The organism is Streptomyces sp. NPDC005533 (genome assembly GCF_042871845.1).
GTDB lineage: Bacteria > Actinomycetota > Actinomycetes > Streptomycetales > Streptomycetaceae > Streptomyces.
The window spans coordinates 103,668-124,043 of record NZ_JBIAJH010000025.1 but is presented as its reverse complement, the minus strand read 5'-3'; the positions used below and the strand labels follow the sequence as shown (position 1 = coordinate 124,043).

General features: G+C 74.4%; 17 protein-coding genes and 1 pseudogene. 6 read left to right on the top strand and 12 right to left on the bottom strand.

The window, feature by feature from the left end; genetic code table 11:
• Positions 1–142: 142 nt before the first annotated feature.
• The 3 genes from ACFYP3_RS24555 to ACFYP3_RS24545 are packed head-to-tail and all read left to right on the top strand — an operon-like array spanning position 143 to position 4,259.
• A complete protein-coding gene (locus ACFYP3_RS24555; protein ID WP_388836285.1) occupies positions 143–2,266 on the top strand; it encodes a putative cobaltochelatase in 2,124 nt (707 codons plus the stop codon).
• Positions 2,266–2,865, top strand: coding sequence for a cob(I)yrinic acid a,c-diamide adenosyltransferase (gene cobO / locus ACFYP3_RS24550; RefSeq protein WP_030716897.1), 600 nt, complete (start codon positions 2,266–2,268; stop codon positions 2,863–2,865). The genes ACFYP3_RS24555 and cobO overlap by 1 nt, the downstream gene beginning before the upstream one ends.
• Before the next feature lie 17 nt (positions 2,866–2,882).
• Positions 2,883–4,259, top strand: coding sequence for a cobyrinate a,c-diamide synthase (locus tag ACFYP3_RS24545; protein WP_388836281.1), 1,377 nt, complete (start codon positions 2,883–2,885; stop codon positions 4,257–4,259).
• Positions 4,260–4,261: 2 nt separating this feature from the next.
• On the opposite strand, the gene ACFYP3_RS24540 is transcribed toward ACFYP3_RS24545, so the two are convergent.
• Positions 4,262–4,987 carry a ZIP family metal transporter gene (locus tag ACFYP3_RS24540; protein ID WP_351293080.1) on the bottom strand — a complete coding sequence of 242 codons (726 nt, stop codon included), beginning with the start codon at positions 4,985–4,987 and terminating at the stop codon, positions 4,262–4,264.
• A 166-nt stretch (positions 4,988–5,153) separates the two neighbouring features.
• Between ACFYP3_RS24540 and cobC the strand changes: the two genes are divergently transcribed.
• Together cobC and ACFYP3_RS24530 are read left to right on the top strand one after the other, a co-directional pair.
• Positions 5,154–6,575: an Rv2231c family pyridoxal phosphate-dependent protein CobC gene (gene cobC / locus ACFYP3_RS24535; RefSeq protein WP_388836278.1), complete on the top strand. Its 1,422-nt coding sequence runs from the start codon at positions 5,154–5,156 to the stop codon at positions 6,573–6,575.
• Positions 6,576–6,645: 70 nt separating this feature from the next.
• Positions 6,646–7,884: a CapA family protein gene (locus tag ACFYP3_RS24530; RefSeq protein WP_388836275.1), complete on the top strand. Its 1,239-nt coding sequence runs from the start codon at positions 6,646–6,648 to the stop codon at positions 7,882–7,884.
• Between the two features lie 56 nt (positions 7,885–7,940).
• On the opposite strand, the pseudogene ACFYP3_RS24525 reads toward ACFYP3_RS24530, so the two are convergent.
• From ACFYP3_RS24525 to ACFYP3_RS24475, 11 genes and pseudogenes are all read right to left on the bottom strand, one after another.
• Positions 7,941–8,884 (bottom strand): annotated as a pseudogene (locus tag ACFYP3_RS24525) (SCO1860 family LAETG-anchored protein).
• A gap of 283 nt (positions 8,885–9,167) precedes the next feature.
• Positions 9,168–10,253 (bottom strand): amidohydrolase family protein, encoded by a 1,086-nt coding sequence (locus tag ACFYP3_RS24520; protein WP_388836273.1) that lies wholly within the window; start codon positions 10,251–10,253, stop codon positions 9,168–9,170.
• 43 nt (positions 10,254–10,296) lie between these two features.
• A complete protein-coding gene (locus tag ACFYP3_RS24515) occupies positions 10,297–11,358 on the bottom strand; it encodes an aminotransferase class V-fold PLP-dependent enzyme (RefSeq protein ID WP_388836270.1) in 1,062 nt (353 codons plus the stop codon).
• 70 nt (positions 11,359–11,428) lie between these two features.
• The gene (locus ACFYP3_RS24510) at positions 11,429–12,136 is read right to left on the bottom strand and encodes a DsbA family oxidoreductase (protein WP_388836267.1); all 708 of its coding nucleotides are present in this window, start codon (positions 12,134–12,136) and stop codon (positions 11,429–11,431) included.
• Between the two features lie 167 nt (positions 12,137–12,303).
• The gene (locus ACFYP3_RS24505; protein WP_388836264.1) at positions 12,304–12,510 is read right to left on the bottom strand and encodes an antitoxin; all 207 of its coding nucleotides are present in this window, start codon (positions 12,508–12,510) and stop codon (positions 12,304–12,306) included.
• 32 nt (positions 12,511–12,542) lie between these two features.
• Positions 12,543–13,094 carry a GNAT family N-acetyltransferase gene (locus ACFYP3_RS24500; RefSeq protein ID WP_388836262.1) on the bottom strand — a complete coding sequence of 184 codons (552 nt, stop codon included), beginning with the start codon at positions 13,092–13,094 and terminating at the stop codon, positions 12,543–12,545.
• A gap of 63 nt (positions 13,095–13,157) precedes the next feature.
• Entirely contained in the window at positions 13,158–14,606 is a 1,449-nt protein-coding gene (locus tag ACFYP3_RS24495) for a peptidoglycan D,D-transpeptidase FtsI family protein (RefSeq protein ID WP_388836260.1), read from the bottom strand.
• Positions 14,607–14,668: 62 nt separating this feature from the next.
• Positions 14,669–15,292, bottom strand: a complete 624-nt coding sequence (locus tag ACFYP3_RS24490; RefSeq protein ID WP_388836321.1) for a response regulator — start codon at positions 15,290–15,292, stop codon at positions 14,669–14,671.
• 140 nt (positions 15,293–15,432) lie between these two features.
• Complete coding sequence (locus ACFYP3_RS24485) at positions 15,433–16,722, bottom strand: sensor histidine kinase (protein WP_388836257.1); 1,290 nt, start codon at positions 16,720–16,722, stop codon at positions 15,433–15,435.
• A complete protein-coding gene (locus tag ACFYP3_RS24480; RefSeq protein ID WP_388836254.1) occupies positions 16,719–17,729 on the bottom strand; it encodes a hypothetical protein in 1,011 nt (336 codons plus the stop codon). Before ACFYP3_RS24480 ends, ACFYP3_RS24485 begins: the two co-directional genes overlap by 4 nt.
• A 186-nt stretch (positions 17,730–17,915) precedes the next feature.
• Entirely contained in the window at positions 17,916–18,698 is a 783-nt protein-coding gene (locus tag ACFYP3_RS24475; protein ID WP_388836251.1) for an IclR family transcriptional regulator, read from the bottom strand.
• A 127-nt stretch (positions 18,699–18,825) separates the two neighbouring features.
• Between ACFYP3_RS24475 and ACFYP3_RS24470 the strand changes: the two genes are divergently transcribed.
• Positions 18,826–20,349 (top strand): aldehyde dehydrogenase (NADP(+)), encoded by a 1,524-nt coding sequence (locus ACFYP3_RS24470; protein WP_388836248.1) that lies wholly within the window; start codon positions 18,826–18,828, stop codon positions 20,347–20,349.
• Positions 20,350–20,376: the final 27 nt, after the last annotated feature.

Below are 20,376 nucleotides of genomic sequence, written 5' to 3'. Positions count from 1 at the left end.
CCCGGCGGGGGCTCTCCCCCACCGGCCCTTCCACCGTTCCGCAGGCCCACGCCCCGGACCCCCGTGCGTCCGCGGCGCCGCACCCACAGACTTCGGCCAGGCACCCGGCGCGGGTCCGCACCTTCCAAGGAGTGAGCAACGCATGAGCACGCCCTATCCGTTCACCGCAGTGGTCGGCCAAGCCGACCTGCGGCTGGCGCTCCTGCTCAACGCCGTGAGCCCGGCGGTCGGTGGTGTGCTCGTGCGCGGCGAGAAGGGGACCGCGAAGTCCACCGCCGTGCGCGCGCTGTCGGCCCTGTTGCCGCAGGTCGACGTCGTGCCCGGCTGCCGGTTCTCGTGCGCGCCGGCCGCGGCCGACCCGGCCTGCCCCGACGGCCCGCACGAGCCCGGCCCCGGCAGCGCCCGGCCGGCCCGCATGGTCGAGCTGCCCGTCGGCGCCTCCGAGGACCGTCTGGTCGGCGCCCTCGACATCGAGCGTGCGCTCGCCGAGGGCGTGAAGGCCTTCGAGCCCGGTCTGCTCGCCGACGCCCACCGCGGGATCCTCTACGTCGACGAGGTCAACCTCCTCCACGACCACCTGATCGACCTGCTGCTGGACGCCGCCGCCATGGGCGCCTCGTACGTGGAGCGCGAGGGCGTCTCCGTCCGGCACGCGGCCCGCTTCCTGCTCGTCGGCACGATGAACCCCGAGGAGGGCGAGCTGCGCCCGCAGCTGCTCGACCGGTTCGGGCTGACGGTCGAGGTCGCCGCCTCCCGCGAACCCGCCCAGCGGGTGGAGGTGGTGCGCCGCCGGCTCGCGTACGAGGACGATCCCGCGGGCTTCGCCGGCCGCTGGGCCGGGGACGAGGACGAGGTCCGCGCCCGGGTGGTGGCCGCGCGGGCGCTGCTCCCGCAGGTCGTGCTCGGGGACACGGCGCTGCTGCAGATCGCGGCGACCTGCGCCGGTTTCGAGGTCGACGGCATGCGGGCCGACATCGTGATGGCGCGCACCGCGACCGCGCTGGCCGCCTGGGCCGGGCGGACCTCCGTACGGAAGGAGGACGTACGGCAGGCGGCGTTGCTGGCGCTCCCCCACCGGCGGCGCCGCAACCCCTTCGACGCGCCCGGGCTCGACGAGGACATGCTCGACCGGATCCTGGACCGGTTCCCCGACGAGGAGCCCGAGCCGGACCCGGAGCCCGACCGGAACCCGGACGCCGATCCGGATCCCGAGGGCCCGGACGGCGACGGCGGTGGCCCCGACGGCGGTGGCGGGGTGCCCCCGCAGAGCGGCGGCCCCCAGGGCTCGGACGCCCCGGCGGACTCCACGGACACCGACGGACCCGCCGAGTCCCCGTCGGACGCCCCCGAGTCCCCGCAGCCCTCCCCTCAGGAGGCCGGCGGGCCCGAGCAGGCGGCGGTACGGGCCGCCGAGCCGTTCCGGACCAAGATGCTCAGCGTGCCGGGGCTCGGCGAGGGCGCGGCCGGACGGCGTTCGCGCGCCCGCACCGCCCACGGCCGGACCACCGGCGCCCAGCGCCCCCGCGGCCACCTGACGAAGCTGCACCTGATGGCCACCGTGCACGCGGCCGCCCCGCACCAGCGGGCCCGCGGCCGGGACGGGCGCGGCCTGGTCGTCCGCAAGGACGACCTGCGTCAGGCCACGCGGGAGGGCCGCGAGGGCAACCTCGTCCTCTTCGTCGTCGACGCCTCCGGCTCCATGGCCGCCCGGCAGCGCATGAGCGCGGTCAAGGGCGCCGTGCTGTCGCTGCTCCTGGACGCCTACCAGCGCCGGGACAAGGTCGGCCTGATCACCTTCCGGGGGGCCACGGCCGAGCTGGCGCTGCCCCCGACCTCCTCGGTGGACGCGGCCGCGGCCCGGCTGGAGCAGCTGCCGACGGGCGGCCGCACCCCGCTGGCCGCCGGGCTGCTGAAGGCCCACGAGGTGCTGCGGATCGAACGGCTCAGGGACCCCTCGCGCCGGCCGCTGCTCGTCGTCGTCACCGACGGCCGGGCCACGTCGGCCGGCACCATCTCGGGCCGGACGGACGGCACCCCGCGGGAGCTCGCGGGGCGCAGCGCGCGGCTGCTGCAGGCCGGGGGCGTCGCCTCGGTGGTCGTGGACTGCGAGTCCGGACCGGTCCGGCTGGGGCTGGCCGGCGTACTGGCCGCCGACCTCGGCGGGCCCGCCGTCACGCTGGACGGGCTGCGGGCGGACTCGCTGGCCGGGCTCGTGAAGAACGTACGTACCGCAGTGACATCCGACAGCAACAGGAGGGCCGCGTAATGCCTCAGGGACAGCCGTCCGTCGTTCCGGACGACGGGCTCACCACGCGCCAGCGCCGCAACCGGCCGCTCGTCTTCGTGCACACCGGCCCCGGTAAGGGCAAGTCCACGGCGGCCTTCGGGCTGGCGCTGCGCGCCTGGAACCAGGGCTGGTCGATCGGGGTGTTCCAGTTCGTCAAGTCGGCGAAGTGGAAGGTCGGCGAGGAGAACGCGCTCAAGGTGCTCGGCGCCTCGGGCGAGGGCGGCGCGGTCGCCTGGCACAAGATGGGCGAGGGCTGGTCCTGGGTCCAGCGGGATGCGCAGCTCGACAACGAGCAGGCGGCCAAGGAGGGCTGGGAGCAGGTCAAGCGGGATCTGGCCGCCGAGACGCACAAGCTGTACGTGCTGGACGAGTTCGCGTACCCGATGCACTGGGGCTGGATCGACGTCGACGAGGTCATCGAGGTGCTGCGGGACCGTCCCGGTACGCAGCACGTGGTGATCACGGGCCGCAACGCGCCGGAGAAGCTGGTGGAGTTCGCGGACCTCGTCACCGAGATGACCAAGGTCAAGCACCCGATGGACACCGGCCAGAAGGGCCAGAAGGGCATCGAGTGGTGACCTCGTACCGTTGTGACGTGCCGCGTCTGGTCATCGCCGCGCCCTCGTCGGGCAGCGGCAAGACCACCGTCGCCACGGGCCTGATGGCGGCCTTCTCGGAGCGCGGCCTCGCCGTGTCCCCGCACAAGGCCGGGCCCGACTACATCGACCCGGGCTACCACGCGCTGGCCACCGGCCGGCCGGGGCGCAACCTCGACGCCTTCATGTGCGGGCCGGAGCTGGTAGCCCCGCTGTTCGCGCACGGGGCGGCCGGATGCGACCTCGCCGTGGTCGAGGGCGTGATGGGGCTCTACGACGGGGCGGCGGGCCGGGGCGAACTGGCGTCGACGGCGCAGGTCGCGAAGTTGCTGCGGGCGCCGGTGGTGCTGGTGGTCGACGCCTCCTCGCAGTCGCGGTCGGTGGCGGCGCTCGTCCACGGCTTCGCGTCGTTCGACCCGCAGGTGCGGCTGGGGGGCGTGATCCTGAACAAGGTCGGCTCCGACCGGCACGAGGTGATGCTGCGGGAGGCCCTGGAGGAGGCGGGGATGCCGGTGCTCGGCGTCCTGCGGCGGGCCCCGCAGGTGGCCACGCCCGCACGGCACCTGGGCCTGGTGCCGGTGGCGGAGCGCCGCGCGGACGCCGTTGCCGCGGTGGCGGCGCTCGCGGAGCAGGTGCGCCAGGGCTGTGACCTGGACGCGCTGATGGCGTTGGCCCGCACGGCGCCGTCGCTGGACTGCGAGCCGTGGTCGCCGGCGAGTGCGCTGGCGCACACCCGGGGGTCCGGGGGCGGAGCCCCCGGCAGCGGCGCCGCACCTGTGATCGCCGTCGCCGGCGGAGCGGCGTTCACCTTCTCCTACGCCGAGCACGCGGAGCTCCTGACCGCGGCCGGGGCGGACGTCGTCACCTTCGACCCGCTCCGGGACGAGGCGCTCCCCGCCGCAACCACCGGCCTGGTGATAGGCGGCGGCTTCCCCGAGGTGTACGCGCCGGAGCTGTCCGCCAACGCACCGCTGCGCGCGGCCGTGGCCCGCTTCGCCGAGGCCGGCGGTCCCGTGGCCGCCGAGTGCGCCGGACTGCTGTACCTCGCGCGGTCGCTGGACGGCAAGCCGATGTGCGGGGTGCTCGACGCCGACGCCCGGATGTCGGAGCGGCTCACCCTCGGCTACCGCGAGGCGGTCGCGGTGTCGGACAGCGCGCTCGCCGCCAACGGCACCCGGCTGCGCGGGCACGAGTTCCACCGGACGGTGGTCGAGCCGGGCGCCGGGGCCGCGCCGGCCTGGGGGTTCACACACCCCGAACGCCGGGTCGAGGGCTTCGTACAGCAGGGCGTGCACGCCAGCTACCTGCACACGCACTGGGCGGCGGAGCCGTCCGTCGCGCTCCGCTTCGTCGCGGCGGCGGCGGCCCGGCCGTGAGATCAGTCCGCGATGCCCACCACAAGCCAGATCCCGGCCACCCCGCCCACCGTGCACATCAGCGTGGACAGGGCGGGGTGCTTGTGGTGGGCCTCGGGCAGGATCTCGGCGGCCGCGAGGTAGAGCAGGACGCCGCCGAAGAACCCGAGGTACGCGCCGAGCGGTTCCTCCGGAAGGGTGAACAGCAGAGTGGACGCCGCGCCGACGACCGGGGCGACGGCGTCCGCGAAGAGCATCATCAGGGCCTTGCGGCGGTCGTTCCCGTAGAGCCGGGTGAGCGTGTACGTGTTGAACCCGTCGGCGAAGTCGTGGGTGATGACGGCCAGTGCCACGGCCACGCCCATCCCGCCGCCGACCTGGAACGCGGCGCCCAGGGCCACCCCGTCGGCGAGGCTGTGGCCGACCATCGCGGCGGCCGCGGTGAGCCCGACCTGCGGGACGCGGGCGCCGTCCTCGGCGCCGTGCGCGGCCTGGCGGACCGCCAGGAGCCGCTCCACGACGTGGGCGACGAGGAATCCGCCCACGAAGAGGAGCAGGGCGAGCGGGACGCCGAACACCTCGTCGCCCGCGGCGTGCAGGGACTCCGGGAGCAGGTCGAGGCCGACGACTCCGAGCATCAGGCCGCCGGCCAGGCCCAGCACGAGGTGGCGGCGGTCGGTGACGCGCTGCGCCGCCCATCCGCCCGCCAGGGTCATCAGGAACGCGCCCAACGCCACGATCACGGCCATGTGCCCCTGAATACAGACTCCGCGCCCCGCGCGCACTTCCGCGCGCGGGTGGCGGGCATCGGAGTGTTGACGACGTACCGCTGCCGGTGAGACACGGGTGCGGTGACGTGCCGGTGATGGGCCGGTGATGGTGAGGGTGACGACGAGTACGGAGGGAGGACTCCCGGTGGGCGATTACACGACCCGTCTGGTGGTCGGGGTCGGCGGGCGCGCGGGGGTGTCCGTCGCGGAGGTCTGCGCCCTGATCGAGGAGACGCTGCGGGGGGCCGGGCTGACCGCGGCGGCGGTGACGGCCCTGGCCACGGTGGAGTCGAAGGTGGGCGAGGCGGGGATCGCGGGCGCGGCGGAACGTTTCGGCGTACCCCTCGTCGGCTATCCGGCCGAACAACTGGCCGCGATCGACGTGCCGCACCCCTCGGACACGGCGCGCACCGCCGCCGGGACCCCTTCGGTGGCGGAGGCCGCGGCCCTCGCGACGGGCGGGGAACTCCTCGTGCCCAAGCGGCGGTCGATGGCGGCCACCTGCGCGGTGGCCACGGCGCACGCGCACGACCTGCGCCACCACGGGGACGCCGAGGTGGTCGACGCGGGCTCCGCGCTGGTGGACCTCGCGGTCAACGTACGGGCCGACACCCCGCCGGCCTGGCTCAGGGAGCGGATAGCCGCCTCCCTCGGGGACCTCGCCGCCTACCCCGACGGCCGGGCGGCCCGCGCGGCGGTGGCGGCCCGGCACGGGCTGCCGGTCGAGCGGGTGCTGCTGACGGCGGGCGCCGCGGAGGCCTTCGTCCTGATCGCGCGGGCGCTGGGCGCCGTACGGCCGGTGGTGGTGCATCCGCAGTTCACCGAGCCGGAGGCGGCCCTGCGGGATGCGGGGCACCGGGTGGAGCGGGTGGTGCTGCGGGCGGCGGACGGGTTCCGGCTGGACCCGGCGGCGGTGCCCGAGGACGCGGACCTGGTGGTCGTCGGCAACCCGACCAACCCGACGTCCGTCCTGCACCCGGCGGCGACGCTGGCCGCGCTGGCCCGGCCGGGCCGGATCCTCGTGGTGGACGAGGCGTTCATGGACGCCGTCCCGGGCGAGCGGGAGGCCCTGGCGGGGCGGACCGACGTGCCGGGGCTGGTGGTGCTGCGGAGCCTGACGAAGACCTGGGGGCTGGCGGGCCTGCGGATCGGCTACGTACTGGCCGAGCCGGAGGTGATCGCGAAGCTGGCGGCCGCGCAGCCGCTGTGGCCGGTGTCGACCCCGGCCCTGGTGGCTGCCGAGGCCTGCGTGGCTCCGGCGGCGCTGGCCGAGGCGGAGGAGGCGGCGCGGCGGATCGCGGTGGACCGGGCCCATCTGGTGGCCGGGCTGGCGGAGTTCGACGAGGTGACGGTCGTGGGGGCGGCGGAGGGGCCGTTCGTACTGATCCAGGTGGTGGGGGCCGCGGAGGTCCGCACCCGGCTGCGCGCCCTCGGCTTCGCCGTCCGCCGCGGGGACACCTTCCCGGGGCTGGACCGCTCCTGGCTGCGGCTCGCGGTCCGGGACCGGGTGACGACGGGCCGACTGCTCCAGGCCCTGGACCACGCGTTGGCACTGGCCGCGCACTGAACCGGCCCGCCGGGACGGGGCGGCGGAGCGCGCCTACGATGGCGGGACAAGCGGCGGACGGGGGCGGTCCATGAAGGTGGCGGGGCGGATAGGGGTCGGCCTGGCGGGGCTGGTGGTGCTCGGCGGCGGGGTCCTCGCCGCGCCCCGGCTCCTCGACGACGGCGGCAGGGCGACGGCTCCGGAGCAGCGGCTGCGGGGCGCACCCGTACCGGCGTCGCCGAGCGCCGCGTCCCCCGCGCCCACCGGGCCGGAGCGCGGGCCCTTCACCCTCGTGGCGACCGGCGACATCATCCCGTACCCCTCGATCGTCCAGCGGTCGGCGGACGACGCCGGCACGGCCGGGGAGTACGACTTCCGGAAGATACTCGCCGGGGTCAAACCCCTGGTCTCCGCCGCCGACCTGGCGATATGCCACCACGAGATACCGTACGGGCGCCCCGGCGGCCCCTACACGGGCTATCCCACCTTCAAGGCCCCGCACCAGCTCGCGGACGCCCTCAAGGACGCCGGGTACGACGGCTGTTCCACCGCCTCGAACCACACCCTGGACGACGGCTACGAAGGTCTCGCCCGCACCCTGGACCACCTCGACCGGGTCGGCATCTCCCACGTCGGCTCGGCCCGCAGCGCGGAGGAGGCCAAGGCCCCGGCCCGGCTCTCGGCCGGCGGCGCGCAGGTCGCCCAGCTCTCGTACACGTACGGCACGAACGGCATCCCGCTCCCCGAGGACAAGCCGTGGGCCGTGAACCTGATCGACAAGGACCGGATCCTCGCCGACGCCCGCGCCGCCCGGGCCGGCGGCGCGAACGTGGTGGTGGTCAGCGTCCACTGGGGCACCGAGTGGCAGACGGCCCCGGACGAGCAGCAGAAGGAACTGGCGCAGGCACTGACCGCCTCCCGTGCGGCCGACGGCCTCCCCGACATCGATCTGATCATCGGCACGCACAACCACGTGCCGCAGCCCTACGAGAAGATCAACGGCACCTGGGTGGTCTTCGGGATGGGCGACCAGGTGGCCAGCTTCGTACCGGCCGACAAACTGCGCGGCAACCAGTCCTCGGTCCCCCGGTTCACCTTCGCCCCGGCTGCGGCCCACCCCGGCCGCTGGGAGGTGGTGAAGGCCGAATACCTCACGCAGTACTCGGACATGGGGCCGCCGTTCCGTGTCGTCTGCGCCTCCTGCGCGGCCTCCGACACCTCCCTGCCCGCCGCGAAGCGCAGCGAGTACGCCCGGATCGACCAGCAGGTCACCGAGGCCGTGATGTCGCGCGGCGCGGGCGGGCAGGGGCTGGAGCACGCCACCCGCTGAGCACTCCCCTCCGTGTGCTCCTCGGGGCGGCGGCCCGGTCGGGGCCGGCCGTGGTCCTACGAGGTCCTGCCCCGACGGGTCACGAGGAGCGCGACCCCGCCGATGCCGAGCAGGAACAGCGCCCCGCCGGCGACGTAGGGGGTCAGGGAACCGCCCCCGGTCTCGGCGAGGTTGGCGTCGGCGGTGCCGCCCGAGGCGATGCCGGAGCCGGTCCCGGTGCCCGTGCCGGTCTGGGGCTTGACGTCCGGGTCCGCCGCCGGCGGGGCCGACGAGGGCGCCGGGCCCGCCGGGGTCTCGCAGTGCGCCTCGGCGAGCACGATCTCGCCGTCCACCTGCGCCACGTTCAGGTTCAGCGGGTTCACCGAGACCTTGAGGCGCAGCGCGGCCGCGGCGGCCGTGGTGGAGGTGGTCTGCGTCCCGGACAGCTCCAGGGTGACCACGCCCACGCCCGGGACCTCCAGCTTGGTGGGGCCGCCGGCCGACAGGGTGACCTTCTTGCCGAGGGCCGTCACCTTCCCGAGGACGTTCGCGCCGGCCGTGGGCTTCTTGCCCGCCTGCAGACGGCTTTGGAGGTGACCTTCTCCACCTCGACGAGGGAGAGCAGGGGCAGCCCGGGCACGTGCACCGTGGCCTTGGCGAGGTTCGCCTCGGCCTGCGCCCGGTTCTTGTCCGCGGTCGCCTTGGAGGTGGCCACGTCGGCACGCAGGACGCTGACCGGCTGGTTCCCCTCGACCCCGTCGAGGGTGACCGTCAGCGCCGTCTTCTCGGCCGTCGCCGGGGCGTTGACCTCGTTGAGGGTCGCCTTCAGCGGCACGTGCACGGTCTTGTTCAGCAGGCCCACATCGAGTCCCGCGCGCAGGACGACGGCGCCGGCCCTGCCCTCGCCGCCCGCCCCGGCTCCGCCTCCTCCCGTGGCGAGGGCGGGCGGGGCGGTGAGGAGGGCCACCGCTCCCGTGGCGAGCAGGACGGCCGCGGGCATGCGGAAGGTGTTGCTGTTCAAGGTGGTGGAACCCCCGGGGAGATGGGTGCCGTCGCGCCGCCAATGGGGGACATTGCGCGCGCCGACGGCCTCGACCCCGGAATCTTTACGCACTGTGAGTGAACGGGCGGCAACCTGACGTGAGTTCACTCCAAAGGGTGGTTTCCATGCATGTATTCGATTTGTGACGCCTCAGGAGGAACGCGAGTTCCCTCCTGTCACGGCCGGTCGGCCCGTGCGGCCGTGTTCAACGACCGACGGGCCTTTGATGTCACGCGCCGTCAACAGGGCGCCGCCCCACGGCTCAGGCCCTGACCTCGCCGTTCACGACGACCCTGAGCGGCTGCGCCAGCGCGCGCACGTCGGCCCGCGGGTCGGCGCCGTAGACCACGAGGTCGGCCGGCGCCCCCTCCGTGAGCCCGGGCCTGCCGAGCCACTCGCGCGCCGCCCAGGTCGTGGCCGAGAGCGCGTGCAGCGGCGGGATCCCGGCCTTCACCAACTCCTCCACCTCCGCCGCGACGAGGCCGTGCGGCAGGGAACCCCCGGCGTCCGTGCCGACGTAGACCGGGATGCCCGCGTCGTAGGCGGCCCGTACGGTGTCGTACCGGCGCTCGTGGAGCCGCCGCATGTGCGCCGACCAGCGGGGGAACTTCGCCTCGCCGCCCGCGGCCATCTTCGGGAACGTCGCGATGTTCACCAGGGTCGGGACGATCGCGACCCCGCGCTCCGCGAACAGCGGGATGGTGTCCTCGGTGAGGCCGGTGGCGTGCTCGACGCAGTCGATCCCCGCCTCGACCAGGTCGCGCAGCGAGTCCTCGGCGAAGCAGTGGGCGGTGACGCGGGCGCCCAGCCGGTGTGCTTCGGCGATGGCCGCCTCGACCTCGGCGCGCGGCCAGCACGCGGTCAGGTCCCCGGCGTCGCGGTCGATCCAGTCGCCGACCAGCTTCACCCAGCCGTCGCCGCGCAGCGCCTCGCGGCCCACGTACGCGACCAGGTCGGCTGGCTCGATCTCGTGCGCGTAGTTGCGGATGTAGCGGCGGGTGCGCGCGATGTGCCGGCCGGCCCGGATGATCTTCGGCAGGTCTTCGCGGTCGTCGATCCAGCGGGTGTCGGAGGGCGATCCGGCGTCGCGGATGAGGAGCGTGCCGGCGTCCCGGTCGGTGAGGGCCTGCCGCTCGGCGGTCGCGGCGTCGACCGGGCCGTGGGAGTCCAGTCCCACGTGACAGTGCGCGTCGACCAGCCCCGGCAGCACCCAGCCGGTCACGGTGGTGACCTCCCGGGCCGCGGGCGGGCGCTCGTACGCGACCCGCCCGCCGACCACCCAGAGCTCGTCGCGGACATCGTCGGGCCCGACCAGCACCCGCCCCTTCACGTGCAGCACATCGCTCATGGCGGCACTGTACGTGCGCGCCGCACGGCCGCGCCGTCCGCCCTCAGGGCGCGGAGAGGACGTCCAGCAGCCGGTCCACGTCCGCCTCCGTGCTGTAGAGGTGGAACGAGGCCCGCAGGGAGCCGGCGCGGGCCGAGGTGGCGATTCCGGCCGCCTGCAGGCCGGGCTGCCGGTCCGCGAGCCCCGGCACCGAGACGATGGCGGCGTCGCCGGGCACCGGCTCGTGGCCCAGCCGGGCGAGACCGGCACGGTAGCGGGCGGCAAGGGCGGTGTCGTGGGCGTGGATGGCCTCGATGCCGATCCGCTCGATCAGGGCCAGCGAGGCCGCGGACGCGTGGTAGGCGAGGAAGGCCGGCGACTCGTCGTACCGGCGTGCCCCGTGGGCCAGTTCCGCGACCGGCCCGTAGGTGGAGTCCCACATGGACTCGGCCGCCACCCAGCCGGCGTGCAGCGGGGTCAGCGTGCGCTGGGCCTCCTGCGACACGGTCATGAACGAGGCCCCGCGGACGGCGAGCAGCCACTTGAAGCCGACGGCGACCGTGTAGTCGTAGGGCGAGGCGTCGAAGGGCAGCCAGCCCACCGCCTGGGAGGCGTCCACCAGCATCCGGGCCCCGTGCGCCGCCGTCGCCGCGCGCACCGCGGACAGGTCGGCCGTCCGCCCGTCCGCGGACTGTACGGCGCTCAGCGAGACCAGCGCGGTGTCGGCACCGACGGCCTCGGCGAGGGACTCCAGAGGCGCGAAGCGGACCTTGAGGTCGCCCCGCACCACGAAGGGGTTGATCACCGAGGAGAAGTCCCCCTCCACGCACAGGACTTCGGCGCCCGGCGGGAGCGAGGCCGCGACGAGGCCGACGTGGGTGGACACGGCCGAGCCGACGGCCACCCGTTCGGCGTCCACCCCGACCAGGCGGGCGAAGGACTCCCTGGAGCGGTTGACGCGGTCGAAGTCACCGAAGCCGGCGGGGACGCCGGCCCCCGCCGCCTCGGCCAGCTCACGTACGGCTGTGACGGCGGAACGCGGGAGCACCCCGCAGTTGGCGGTGTTGAGGTAGGCGGTGGAGTGGGCGAACTCGGCACGGGTCGCTTCCGCGAGCGAAAGATCCATGCCTCCAACTCTGCGCCAGGAACGACCCAAAGTCCATTGCCGAGATACCTGCGCCCACCCCAAGCCATCCTTATGCCTGCGGGACGGCGCAGGCCCCGTCGGGCTCGCACGCCTCGGCCCCGGCGGCCGGCTCCTCGATCTCCCGGCCGGCCCACGCCTGCTCCAGGGCCCGGGTGAACACCTCGGCCGGCTGGCCGCCGGAGATCCCGTAGCGGCGGTCGAGGACGAAGAACGGCACGGCGTTCGCGCCCAGCTCGGCGGCCTCGCGCTCGTCGGCCCGGACCTCGGCGGCGTAGGAGGAGTCGTCGGCGAGCACGGCGCGGGCCTCGGCCTCCTCCAGGCCGGCCTCGACGGCGAGCACGACCAGCGTCTCGGGGTCGAAGACGGAGCGCTCCTCGGCGAAGTTGGCCCGGTAGGCGAGGTCGAGCAGCTCTTCCTGCCGGCCCCGGGCGGCGGCCAGGTGCAGCAGGCGGTGCACGTCGAAGGTGTTGCCGTGGTCGCGGCCCTCGGTCCGGTAGTCGAGCCCCTCGGCGCGGGCGGCGGCGGCGACGTGCTCCTCCATGCCGCGCGCCTCGTCGAGGGTGCGGCCGTACTTCTTGGCGAGCATCTCCACGACGGGAGCGGTGACCCCCTTGGCGCCGCCCGGGTCGAGCTCGAAGGACCGGAACACGACCTCCACCTCGTCGCGGTGCGCGAACCCGGCCAGCCCCTTCGTGAAACGGGCCTTGCCGATGTAGCACCACGGGCAGGCGATGTCGCTCCAGATCTCGACGCGCATGATCCTTCTTCTCTCCGGGTTCGGGGGACAAAACGGTTTCCCCTTCAACCACCCCGGGCTCCGTCTCATTCCCCGGACAGGGCCGCGCGCGCGGGCAGCATGCGGGGACTGCACCGCCGGGTGGGCGGGCGCAGTCCCCGTGGGCATGCGGGTCCGTAGGCCGGTCGTCAGCGCTGGGGCGGCCGGGGGTCCCCGGGGGCAGGGGGTTCGTTGCCGCCGATCTGCTCGTTGAGCTTCTGCTGCGCCGTGTCAACCTGGCTCTGGTACTTCTTCCCGGTCCTCGCGTCGAAGGCGTCACCGGCCTTCTCGACGCCTTGGCGAGCCTGGTCAGGATGTCCCTTGATCAGGTCTTTGAGCTTGTCGAGCATGGACATGGAGCCGTCCTCTCTACGGAATGCCGGTCGCTTCAAGCTTCTCCGCGAAGGGCGCTGTCCGCACCCGGAGCGTCCGCGGACCCCCCGACGAGGTCCGCGGCGGCCGGGGGTCCTATCCGGAGCCAGAGGGTGCGGTGGGTGCCCGCGCGGGAGGTGGCGGGGTCCGGGCGCCAACCGTGGGTGGCGTAGAAGGCCTGGGCGCGGAGGTTGTGCGCGTACACCTCCAGGCGGACCTGGCTGACTCCCGCGCGGCGCCAGACGTCGAGGCAGGCGGCGTGCAGGGCGGCGCCGGTGCCGCGGCGCCAGTGCACCGGGTCGACGTGGAGCTGTGTGAGGGTGGTCTCGCCGTGCTCCGTGCGGAAGGCGGCGACCCCGGTGAGCTCGCCGTCCTGTTCGGCGCAGAGCACCGCGCCCTCGGCCGGGTCACGGGCGACGGCCCGGGACCAGCCCTCGCGCGTCCGGTGGAGCTCGACGTCACCCGCGTAGGCCTGCTCGGGGATGTGGCCCTGGTAGTACGTGGCCCGGGCCCGGGTGTGCAGGGCGGCGATGGCGTCGAGGTCTGCGGGCTCCGCGGCTCTGATCACGGGAAGGCAAACGCGCCGGAAACCCCTCGGGTTCCCGGCGCGTCGGCCGGCACCGCGGCGCGGCTACTTCTTCAGCCACGCCTCCATCATCTTCTGGGCGATGGGCGCGGCCAGCTTGCCGCCGCCGATCTCGGAGCGGTCGGTGTCCGAGTTCTCGATCACCACGGCGACCGCGATCTGCTTGCCGCCCAGCTTGCCGTACGAGGTGAACCAGGCCAGCGGGGCGAGGCTGTTGTTGACACCGCGCTGGGCGGTACCGGTCTTGCCGCCCACCTCGGCGCCCGTCACCTGGGCGGGCTTGCCGCCGCCCTCGGTGGCGACGGTGCGCATGGCGTCCCGGATCATCGAGGCGGTCTTCTCCTTCATCACCTGCTGGGACTTCGGGTCCTTGAAGCTCTCCAGCACGTCGCCGTTGCCGTCGGTGACCTCGGAGACCAGGTGCGGGGCGACGAGCTTGCCGCCGTTCTCGATCGCGGCCGTCACCATCGCCATCTGGAGCGGCGTGGCCTGTACGTCGAACTGGCCGATACCCGTCTGCGCGACCTGGTCGATCGACATCTTCTTCGACGGGTACTTGCTCGGCGGGTTGGTGCGGACCGGGGTGTCGATCTGCACGTTGAAACCGAGCTTCTCGGCCGTCGCGCGCATCTTGTCCTGGCCGAGCTTGGACGCGAGCTCGGCGAAGACGTTGTTGCAGGACAGGCGCAGCGCGGTGCGCACCGAAACGTTGTTGCAGGCCGCGGAGCCCGCCTCGCTCGGCAGCAGGGTGCGGGTGCCGGGGATCGTGTACGGGTCGGCGATGCCGGTCTGCTGGTCGAGGTCGGTGACGAGGCCGTTCTCGATGGCCGCCGCGAGGGTGACCAGCTTGAAGGTGGAGCCGGGCGCCTGCGGCTTGCGCAGCGCCACGTTCTCCAGGGCCTTGCCCTTGTCCGCGGAGAGCGCGGCCCAGGCCTCCTTGTCGGTGGCACCGGCGATGCTGCCCGGGTCGAAGGAGGGGTTGTTCACCACGGCGAGGATCTCGCCGGTCCCCGGGTCCATGGCGACGGCCGCGCCCTGCTTGCCCTGGAGCGCGTCGTAGGCGGCCTTCTGCACGTCCTTGTCGAGGGTGGTCAGGACGTTGCCGGGGGTGGCCCGCTTGTTGGTGAGCATGTCCATCACGGTCTTCAGCCGGTTGTCCGAACCGTTGAGGACGTTCTTGTAGATGCCCTCCAGCAGGGTCGTGCCGTAGGCCTGGGAGCTGTACCCGGTGACCGGCGCGTAGAGGGGGCCGTCGACGTACGTCCGCTTGTAGCCGAAGTCCTTGCCGCCCGTCTTCACCGAGCCGGTGATCGCCTCCCCGCCCACGATGATGTTCCCCAGCGGGTTCTCGTACTGCCCGATGAGGTTCCGGCGGTTGTGCTTGTCGTCTGCGAGGGCCTGGCCTTGGTATGCCTGCACCCAGGTGACGCGGACCAGCAGGGCCAGCACCAGAAGCAGACAGAAGACCGACGCACGCCTGATCGTCTTGTTCATCCCCCAGAAGGACGTCCCAGTGACCCCGGCCGTTCCGCTCTGCCCCGATTGTGGCGGGGTTCTCAGCTTTTCCTCATGATGAAGCCCCCCTCGTAGGCCGCGATCACCGCCTGGGTGCGGTCGCGGGAGCCGGTCTTGGTGAGGACCGACGCGACGTGCGTCTTGACCGTCTGCGGTCCGACACCGAGGCGCTCGCTCATCTCGTGGTTGGACAACCCGGTGGCCATCAGGCGCAGTACGTCGGCCTCGCGGTCGGTGAGCCGGGCCACCCAGGGCGCGGCCGCCGGCGGGGCGCCGCCGGCCGTGTGGGCGGCCGCGAGGGAGCGCACCGCGGCGGGGAAGAGCAGCGAGTCGCCGCGGGCGACGAGCCGGACCGCGCCGATCAGCTCGTCGGCGTCGGCCCGCTTCAGGAGGAAGCCCGCGGCTCCCGCGCGCAGCGCGTCGTAGACGTGGGCGTCGTTCTCGAAGGTGGTGACGACCACGATCCGGGGCGGCTCGGCCATGGTGGCGAGGATCTGCTCGGTGGCCCGGATCCCGTCTATCTCGGGCATCCGGACGTCCATCAGCACCACGTCCGGGGCCAGCGAGCGGACCAGCGGGACCGCTTCGGCGCCGGTGGCGGCCTCGCCGACGACCTCCAGGTCGGGCTCTGCCTCCAGGATGACCCGCAGCGCGGTGCGGACCATCCGCTCGTCGTCGCAGAGCACGACGCGCAGCCGCGGACGGCCCGCCGGCGCCGGCGCGGCCGCCTCGGCCCGCGGCGCCGGCCGGGTCGGCGGGGTCGGCGGGGGCGGCAGGGTCGGCGGGGGCGGCAGGGTCGGCGCGCTCATCGGCCGCCCCCGGCGAGCGGCAGGACGGCCCGCAGCCGCCACCGGTCCCCGTACGGTCCGGCCTCCACGCTGCCGCCGAGCAGCGCGGCCCGTTCCGCGGAGCCCCGCAGTCCCCGGCCGCCGGTGGTACGGGCTTCCCGTTCGCCGGGGGCGGCGGGCGCATTGGTCATGATGATCTCCAGTTCACGGTGTCCGTTCTCATGATCGGCCCGTACCCGGATCCGCAGGTCCACCGGGCCGGTGCCGTGGCGGAGGGCGTTGCTGAGGCCCTCCTGGACGATCCGGTACGCCTCGCGGGAGGCGATGGCCGGAAGCCCTGCCCAGTCCCCGCCGGGGCCGGGGTCCTGGTGTGCGGTGACGGTGGCGCCGGCCGCCCGGGTTCGGGCCAGGAGCCCGTCGAGGTCGACGGCGAGGGTCGGCGCGGGCGCGGCGTCCGGCCGGGCCGGGTCCCCGTCCCGCAGCAGGCCCAGTACGGCGTCCAGCTCGCCCACCGTCCGCCGGGTGGTGTCCTCGATCGCGGCCAGCGCCTCCCGTACGAAGCCGGGATCGCGCTCCAGCATCCGCCGGGCGGCGACCGCCTGGAGGGTGACGGCGCTCAACGCGTGCCCGACGGCGTCGTGCAGCTCCCGGGCCAGCCGGTTGCGCACCGCCAGGTCGGCGGCCCGCTCCTCGGCGGCGGCGAGCCGGTCCGCCGCCGTCGGCCCGAGCAGTACGGGCGCCATCCGGGCCACCAGCGCCCCGGCCCCCGCCGCGCACAGGGCGAGCCCGGCCAGCAGGCCGATCCCCAACAGGGGGGCCACGTACGGATCGGCCTCGGTGGCGAACCAGCCCAGTCCGAGCTCGGCCTTCCGCAGTCCGGTCACGAGCGGCAGCGTGATCAGCACCACCGCCATGGGCGGCACCGCGAGGGTCATCCCGCTGACCACCGCGCCGACCCCGAGGTGCAGGGTCCACCACGCCGAGGTCCGCCCCCGTGCGGCCCAGGACCGCGCCGGCCCTTCCGCCAGCCGCTCCCCCGGCACGCCGCACATGGCCCGCACGGCCGCCACGGACAGCGGCCGGACCAACCCGAAGACGGCGGTCACCGCGACCAGCGGCAGGGCCGCCGCGTAAGCGGCCAGGGTCAGGGGGAGGGAGCTGAGCGCGTTGACCCCGCCGGCCGCCATGCCCACCCCGACCTGGGCGAGCAGGAAGTACGGCATCAGCAGCGCCCCGCCGAGGATCTGGTGCACCCAGCGCAGCCGGGCCCGCGGCCCCAGCAGCCGGTTCAGGACGCCCCGCGTCATCCTTCGCTGCGGGATATGAGGAACCGGCTGAGGACGACGGCGGCGAGCGATCCGGTGATCATCTGGCCAGCGTAGGCCAACAGGCCTGCGGTGGACGGGCCTTCACCGCGGTCCAGCTGCGGTCCCAGCGAAGCGAGCAGGGTCCAGGCCCCCCAGGTGAGGGTCGCGCCCGCTCCGACCCAGGCGAGGGGGAGCGGCCACCGCGCCCGGGGCCCCCCGCCGCGGGCCAGCAGCAGCGCCCCCACCACGGCGGCGAGCGCGCACATCGCGTGGACCACCGCCACCACACCGGTCTCCGCGGAGTGGGCGGCCGCCCGCTCCGCACCCAGCCCCGCCGCGCCGCCGAAGGCCCAGTACGCGTACGCCGCGGCGACCGCCAGGCCGACCGGGGCCGAGGCTGCCGCCACCACCCCCGTGGACGACGGCAGCCTCCCCCGGACTCCGTCCGGGTGGACCCCCGCCCCCGCCACGCCCTGCCACAGCCGGCCCCAGCGCTCTCGCGCATAGGACACGAACAGTGCGGCCAGGGCGAGTCCTTGGACCACGAAGCCGCCGTACACCACGTTGAACACCCAGGGGTCCAGGAACGGCTCGCGCGCGGCCACCACGGCCGGGTCCGCCCCGAAGCCGAGCGCCCGTATGAGCAGTTGGCCGGGGAACGCGGTGATGATCGGGGTCAGCAGTCCCGTGGCCACGAAGGCCGGGACGGCCAGCAGCCAGGCGGGCACCCGTATGCCCCAGGGCCTGGTGAGCACCAGGACGAGCAGGAGGACGCTCGCGTCCATGGCCAGCGTGATGGTGTTGGCCGCGATCAGGAACGGCCCGGGCTCCAGCAGCACGCTGCCGTCCGGTATCCCGATCCGGCTCCCGGACAGCCAGGCGGTCTTCAGCGCCAGATACGGCACGGTGGCCGCGATGGCCACCGCCCCCAGGATGCGCCGCCCGGCCCCCGGGGTGGGGGCCGGCGGCCTCGTCGTGTACGCCGTCCGAACGGCTCGTGTGCTCATGCCCCAACGGTCCCGCGCCGACCGCCCCCTCCACCTCCCCCTCCATGGGGATCCGCCTCCCCCACCCGGGGGAGGAACCGCACCCTCCGCCGCCCCCCTCACGGCGCGGGCGGCGCCCCCAGAGCCCGCACAGCCCCCGCCACAGCCGCCACCGCCGCCCCAGGCACCGCGCCCCCGCGCCCCGCCTCACATCCGGCGCGTCACCACCGACAGCCGGTCCCGTGCCTCGAACAGCGCCGCCTTGATGACCTGTTCGTGCGCCGCCGTCAGCCGGGCCACGGGCACCGAGCAGCTCACCGCGTCACGCGCCGGCGTGCGGTACGGGACGGCCACCCCGAAGCAGCGCAGCCCCAGGGTGTTCTCCTCCCGGTCCAGCGCGTACCCCTGCTCCCGCACCAGCGCCAACTCCTCCACGAGCTGTTCGCGGTCGGTGATGGTGTGCTCGGTGACGGACTCCAGCCGCTTCGGCAGCAGGGCGCGCACCTCGTCGTCCGTGTGCGTGGCCAGCAGCGCCTTGCCGAGCGCCGTCGAGTGCACGGGCAGCCGCCGCCCGACCCGGGTGAAGGGCCTCAGGTAGTGCTGGGACTGTCGGGTGGCGAGGTACACCACGCTCGTCCCGTCCATCCGCGCGAGGTGGATGGTCTCCGTCGTGTCGTCGGAGAGCCGGTCCAGGGTGGGCCGGGCCGCCGCGACCACCTCGTCGCCGTCGATGTACGAACTGCCCACCAGCAGGGCCCGTACGCCGATGCCGTACCGCGTGCCCGTCGCGTCCGTCTCCACCCACCCCAGGTTCACGAGCGTGCGCAACAGCATGTACAGACTGGACTTCGGCAGGGAGAGGTCGTGCTGGATGTCGGCCAGGCTGTGCAGCCCGGGCCGGGCCGCGAAGTGCTCCAGCAACAGGACGGTCCGCACCGCCGATTTGACCGGCGCCGCCGCAACCGGGATCCCCGACTCGGTCGTCGTCATACGCCTGCTTCCCCTCTGGTCGCCTCTTGTCACGCGGAGGACGCGGAAATAGAGTCCGCAGCAGATGTGATCATTCATCCACCGGAACCGCGTTCAGAATACTGAACGATCCAGGAGGCAGTGGGCCATGACAACGACACCAGTCTGGAGTGTGGACCCCCGCACCGGGAAGCAGCGCGAGCAGGTTGCGGTGGAGGCCACGCCCCAAGAGGTGGACGAAGCCGTACGGGCGGCCCACGCGGCCCGTGGCCCGCTCGCCGACGCCACCGTCCGCGCCGCTTTCCTGCGCGCCGCCGCCACCCTCCTCGACGAGGCCGCCGCCCACGTCATCGAGGCCGCCGACGCCGAGACCGCGCTCGGCCCGGGCCGGCTCACCGGCGAACTGGCCCGCACCACCGGCCAGCTGCGCGCCTTCGCCGACGCCGTGGACGAGGGCGCCTACCTCGATGTCCGGATCGACCGCGCCGACCCCTCGCTCAGCCCGCCCCGCCCCGAACTGCGCCGCTACAAGGTGCCGCTCGGCGTGGTCGCGGTCTACGCCGCCTCCAACTTCCCGCTCGCCTTCTCCGTCCCCGGCGGGGACACCGCGAGCGCGCTGGCCGCCGGCTGTCCGGTGGTCGTCAAGGCGCACCCCGACCACCCGGCCACCTCCGAGCTGTGCGCCTCGCTGCTGCGCCGGGCCGCGGTCGCCACCGGGCTTCCGGCCGAAGTGGTGACCGTGGTGCACGGGTTCGACTCCGGCCTGGAGCTGATCCGCCATCCGCTGGTGACCGCCGCCGGATTCACCGGTTCCATCCGGGGCGGGCGGGCGCTGTTCGACGCGGCCGCCGCCCGGCCCGTGCCGATCCCCTTCCACGGCGAACTGGGCTCCCTGAACCCCGTCGTGGTCACCCCGGCCGCGGCCGTCGAGCGCGCCGAGGAAATCGGCACCGGGCTCGCCGGCTCGGTGACCCTCGGCCTCGGTCAGTTCTGCGTGAAGCCCGGGCTGGTGCTGGTCCCCGAGGGGACGGCGGGCGACCGCCTCGCGAACGCGCTCACCAAGGCGCTCGGCGAGACCGAACCGGGGGTGCTGCTCGACCACCGGATGCGCGAGAACTTCATCTCCGGGGTGCGCGAGCGGGCCGGACTGCTCGGCGTCGACGCGCCCGTCACCCCGGGCTCGGGCGGGGAGCACACCGTCGGCGCGGGCTACCTGACCGTGACCGCCGCGGACCTGCTCCGGGGCGGGGCGCACGACCTCCTCCTGGAGGAGTGCTTCGGCCCGGTCACCGTCGTCGTGCGGTACGCCGACCAGGACGAGGCGGGCGCGGTCCTCGGCCGGCTCCCGGGGAACCTGAGCGCCACGCTCCAGCTGTCGGCCGCCGAGACGGAGGGCGCGCCGGGGCCGGCCACCGAGCTGATCGGGCAGGTCACCGGGCTGGCGGGGCGGATCGTGGTCAACGGGTGGCCGACCGGGGTGGCGGTGGCCCCGGCCCAGCACCACGGCGGCCCCTACCCGGCGGCGACCTCGCACTCCACCTCGGTGGGCGGGACCGCGATCGAACGCTGGCTCCGGCCGGTGGCGTACCAGTCGGTGCCGGACGCGCTCCTTCCGCCGGAGCTGCGGGAGGCGAACCCGCTGGGGCTGCCGCGCCGGGTCACGGGCGGCTGAGCCGGGCCGGTCCCCCCGGCCGGGGGG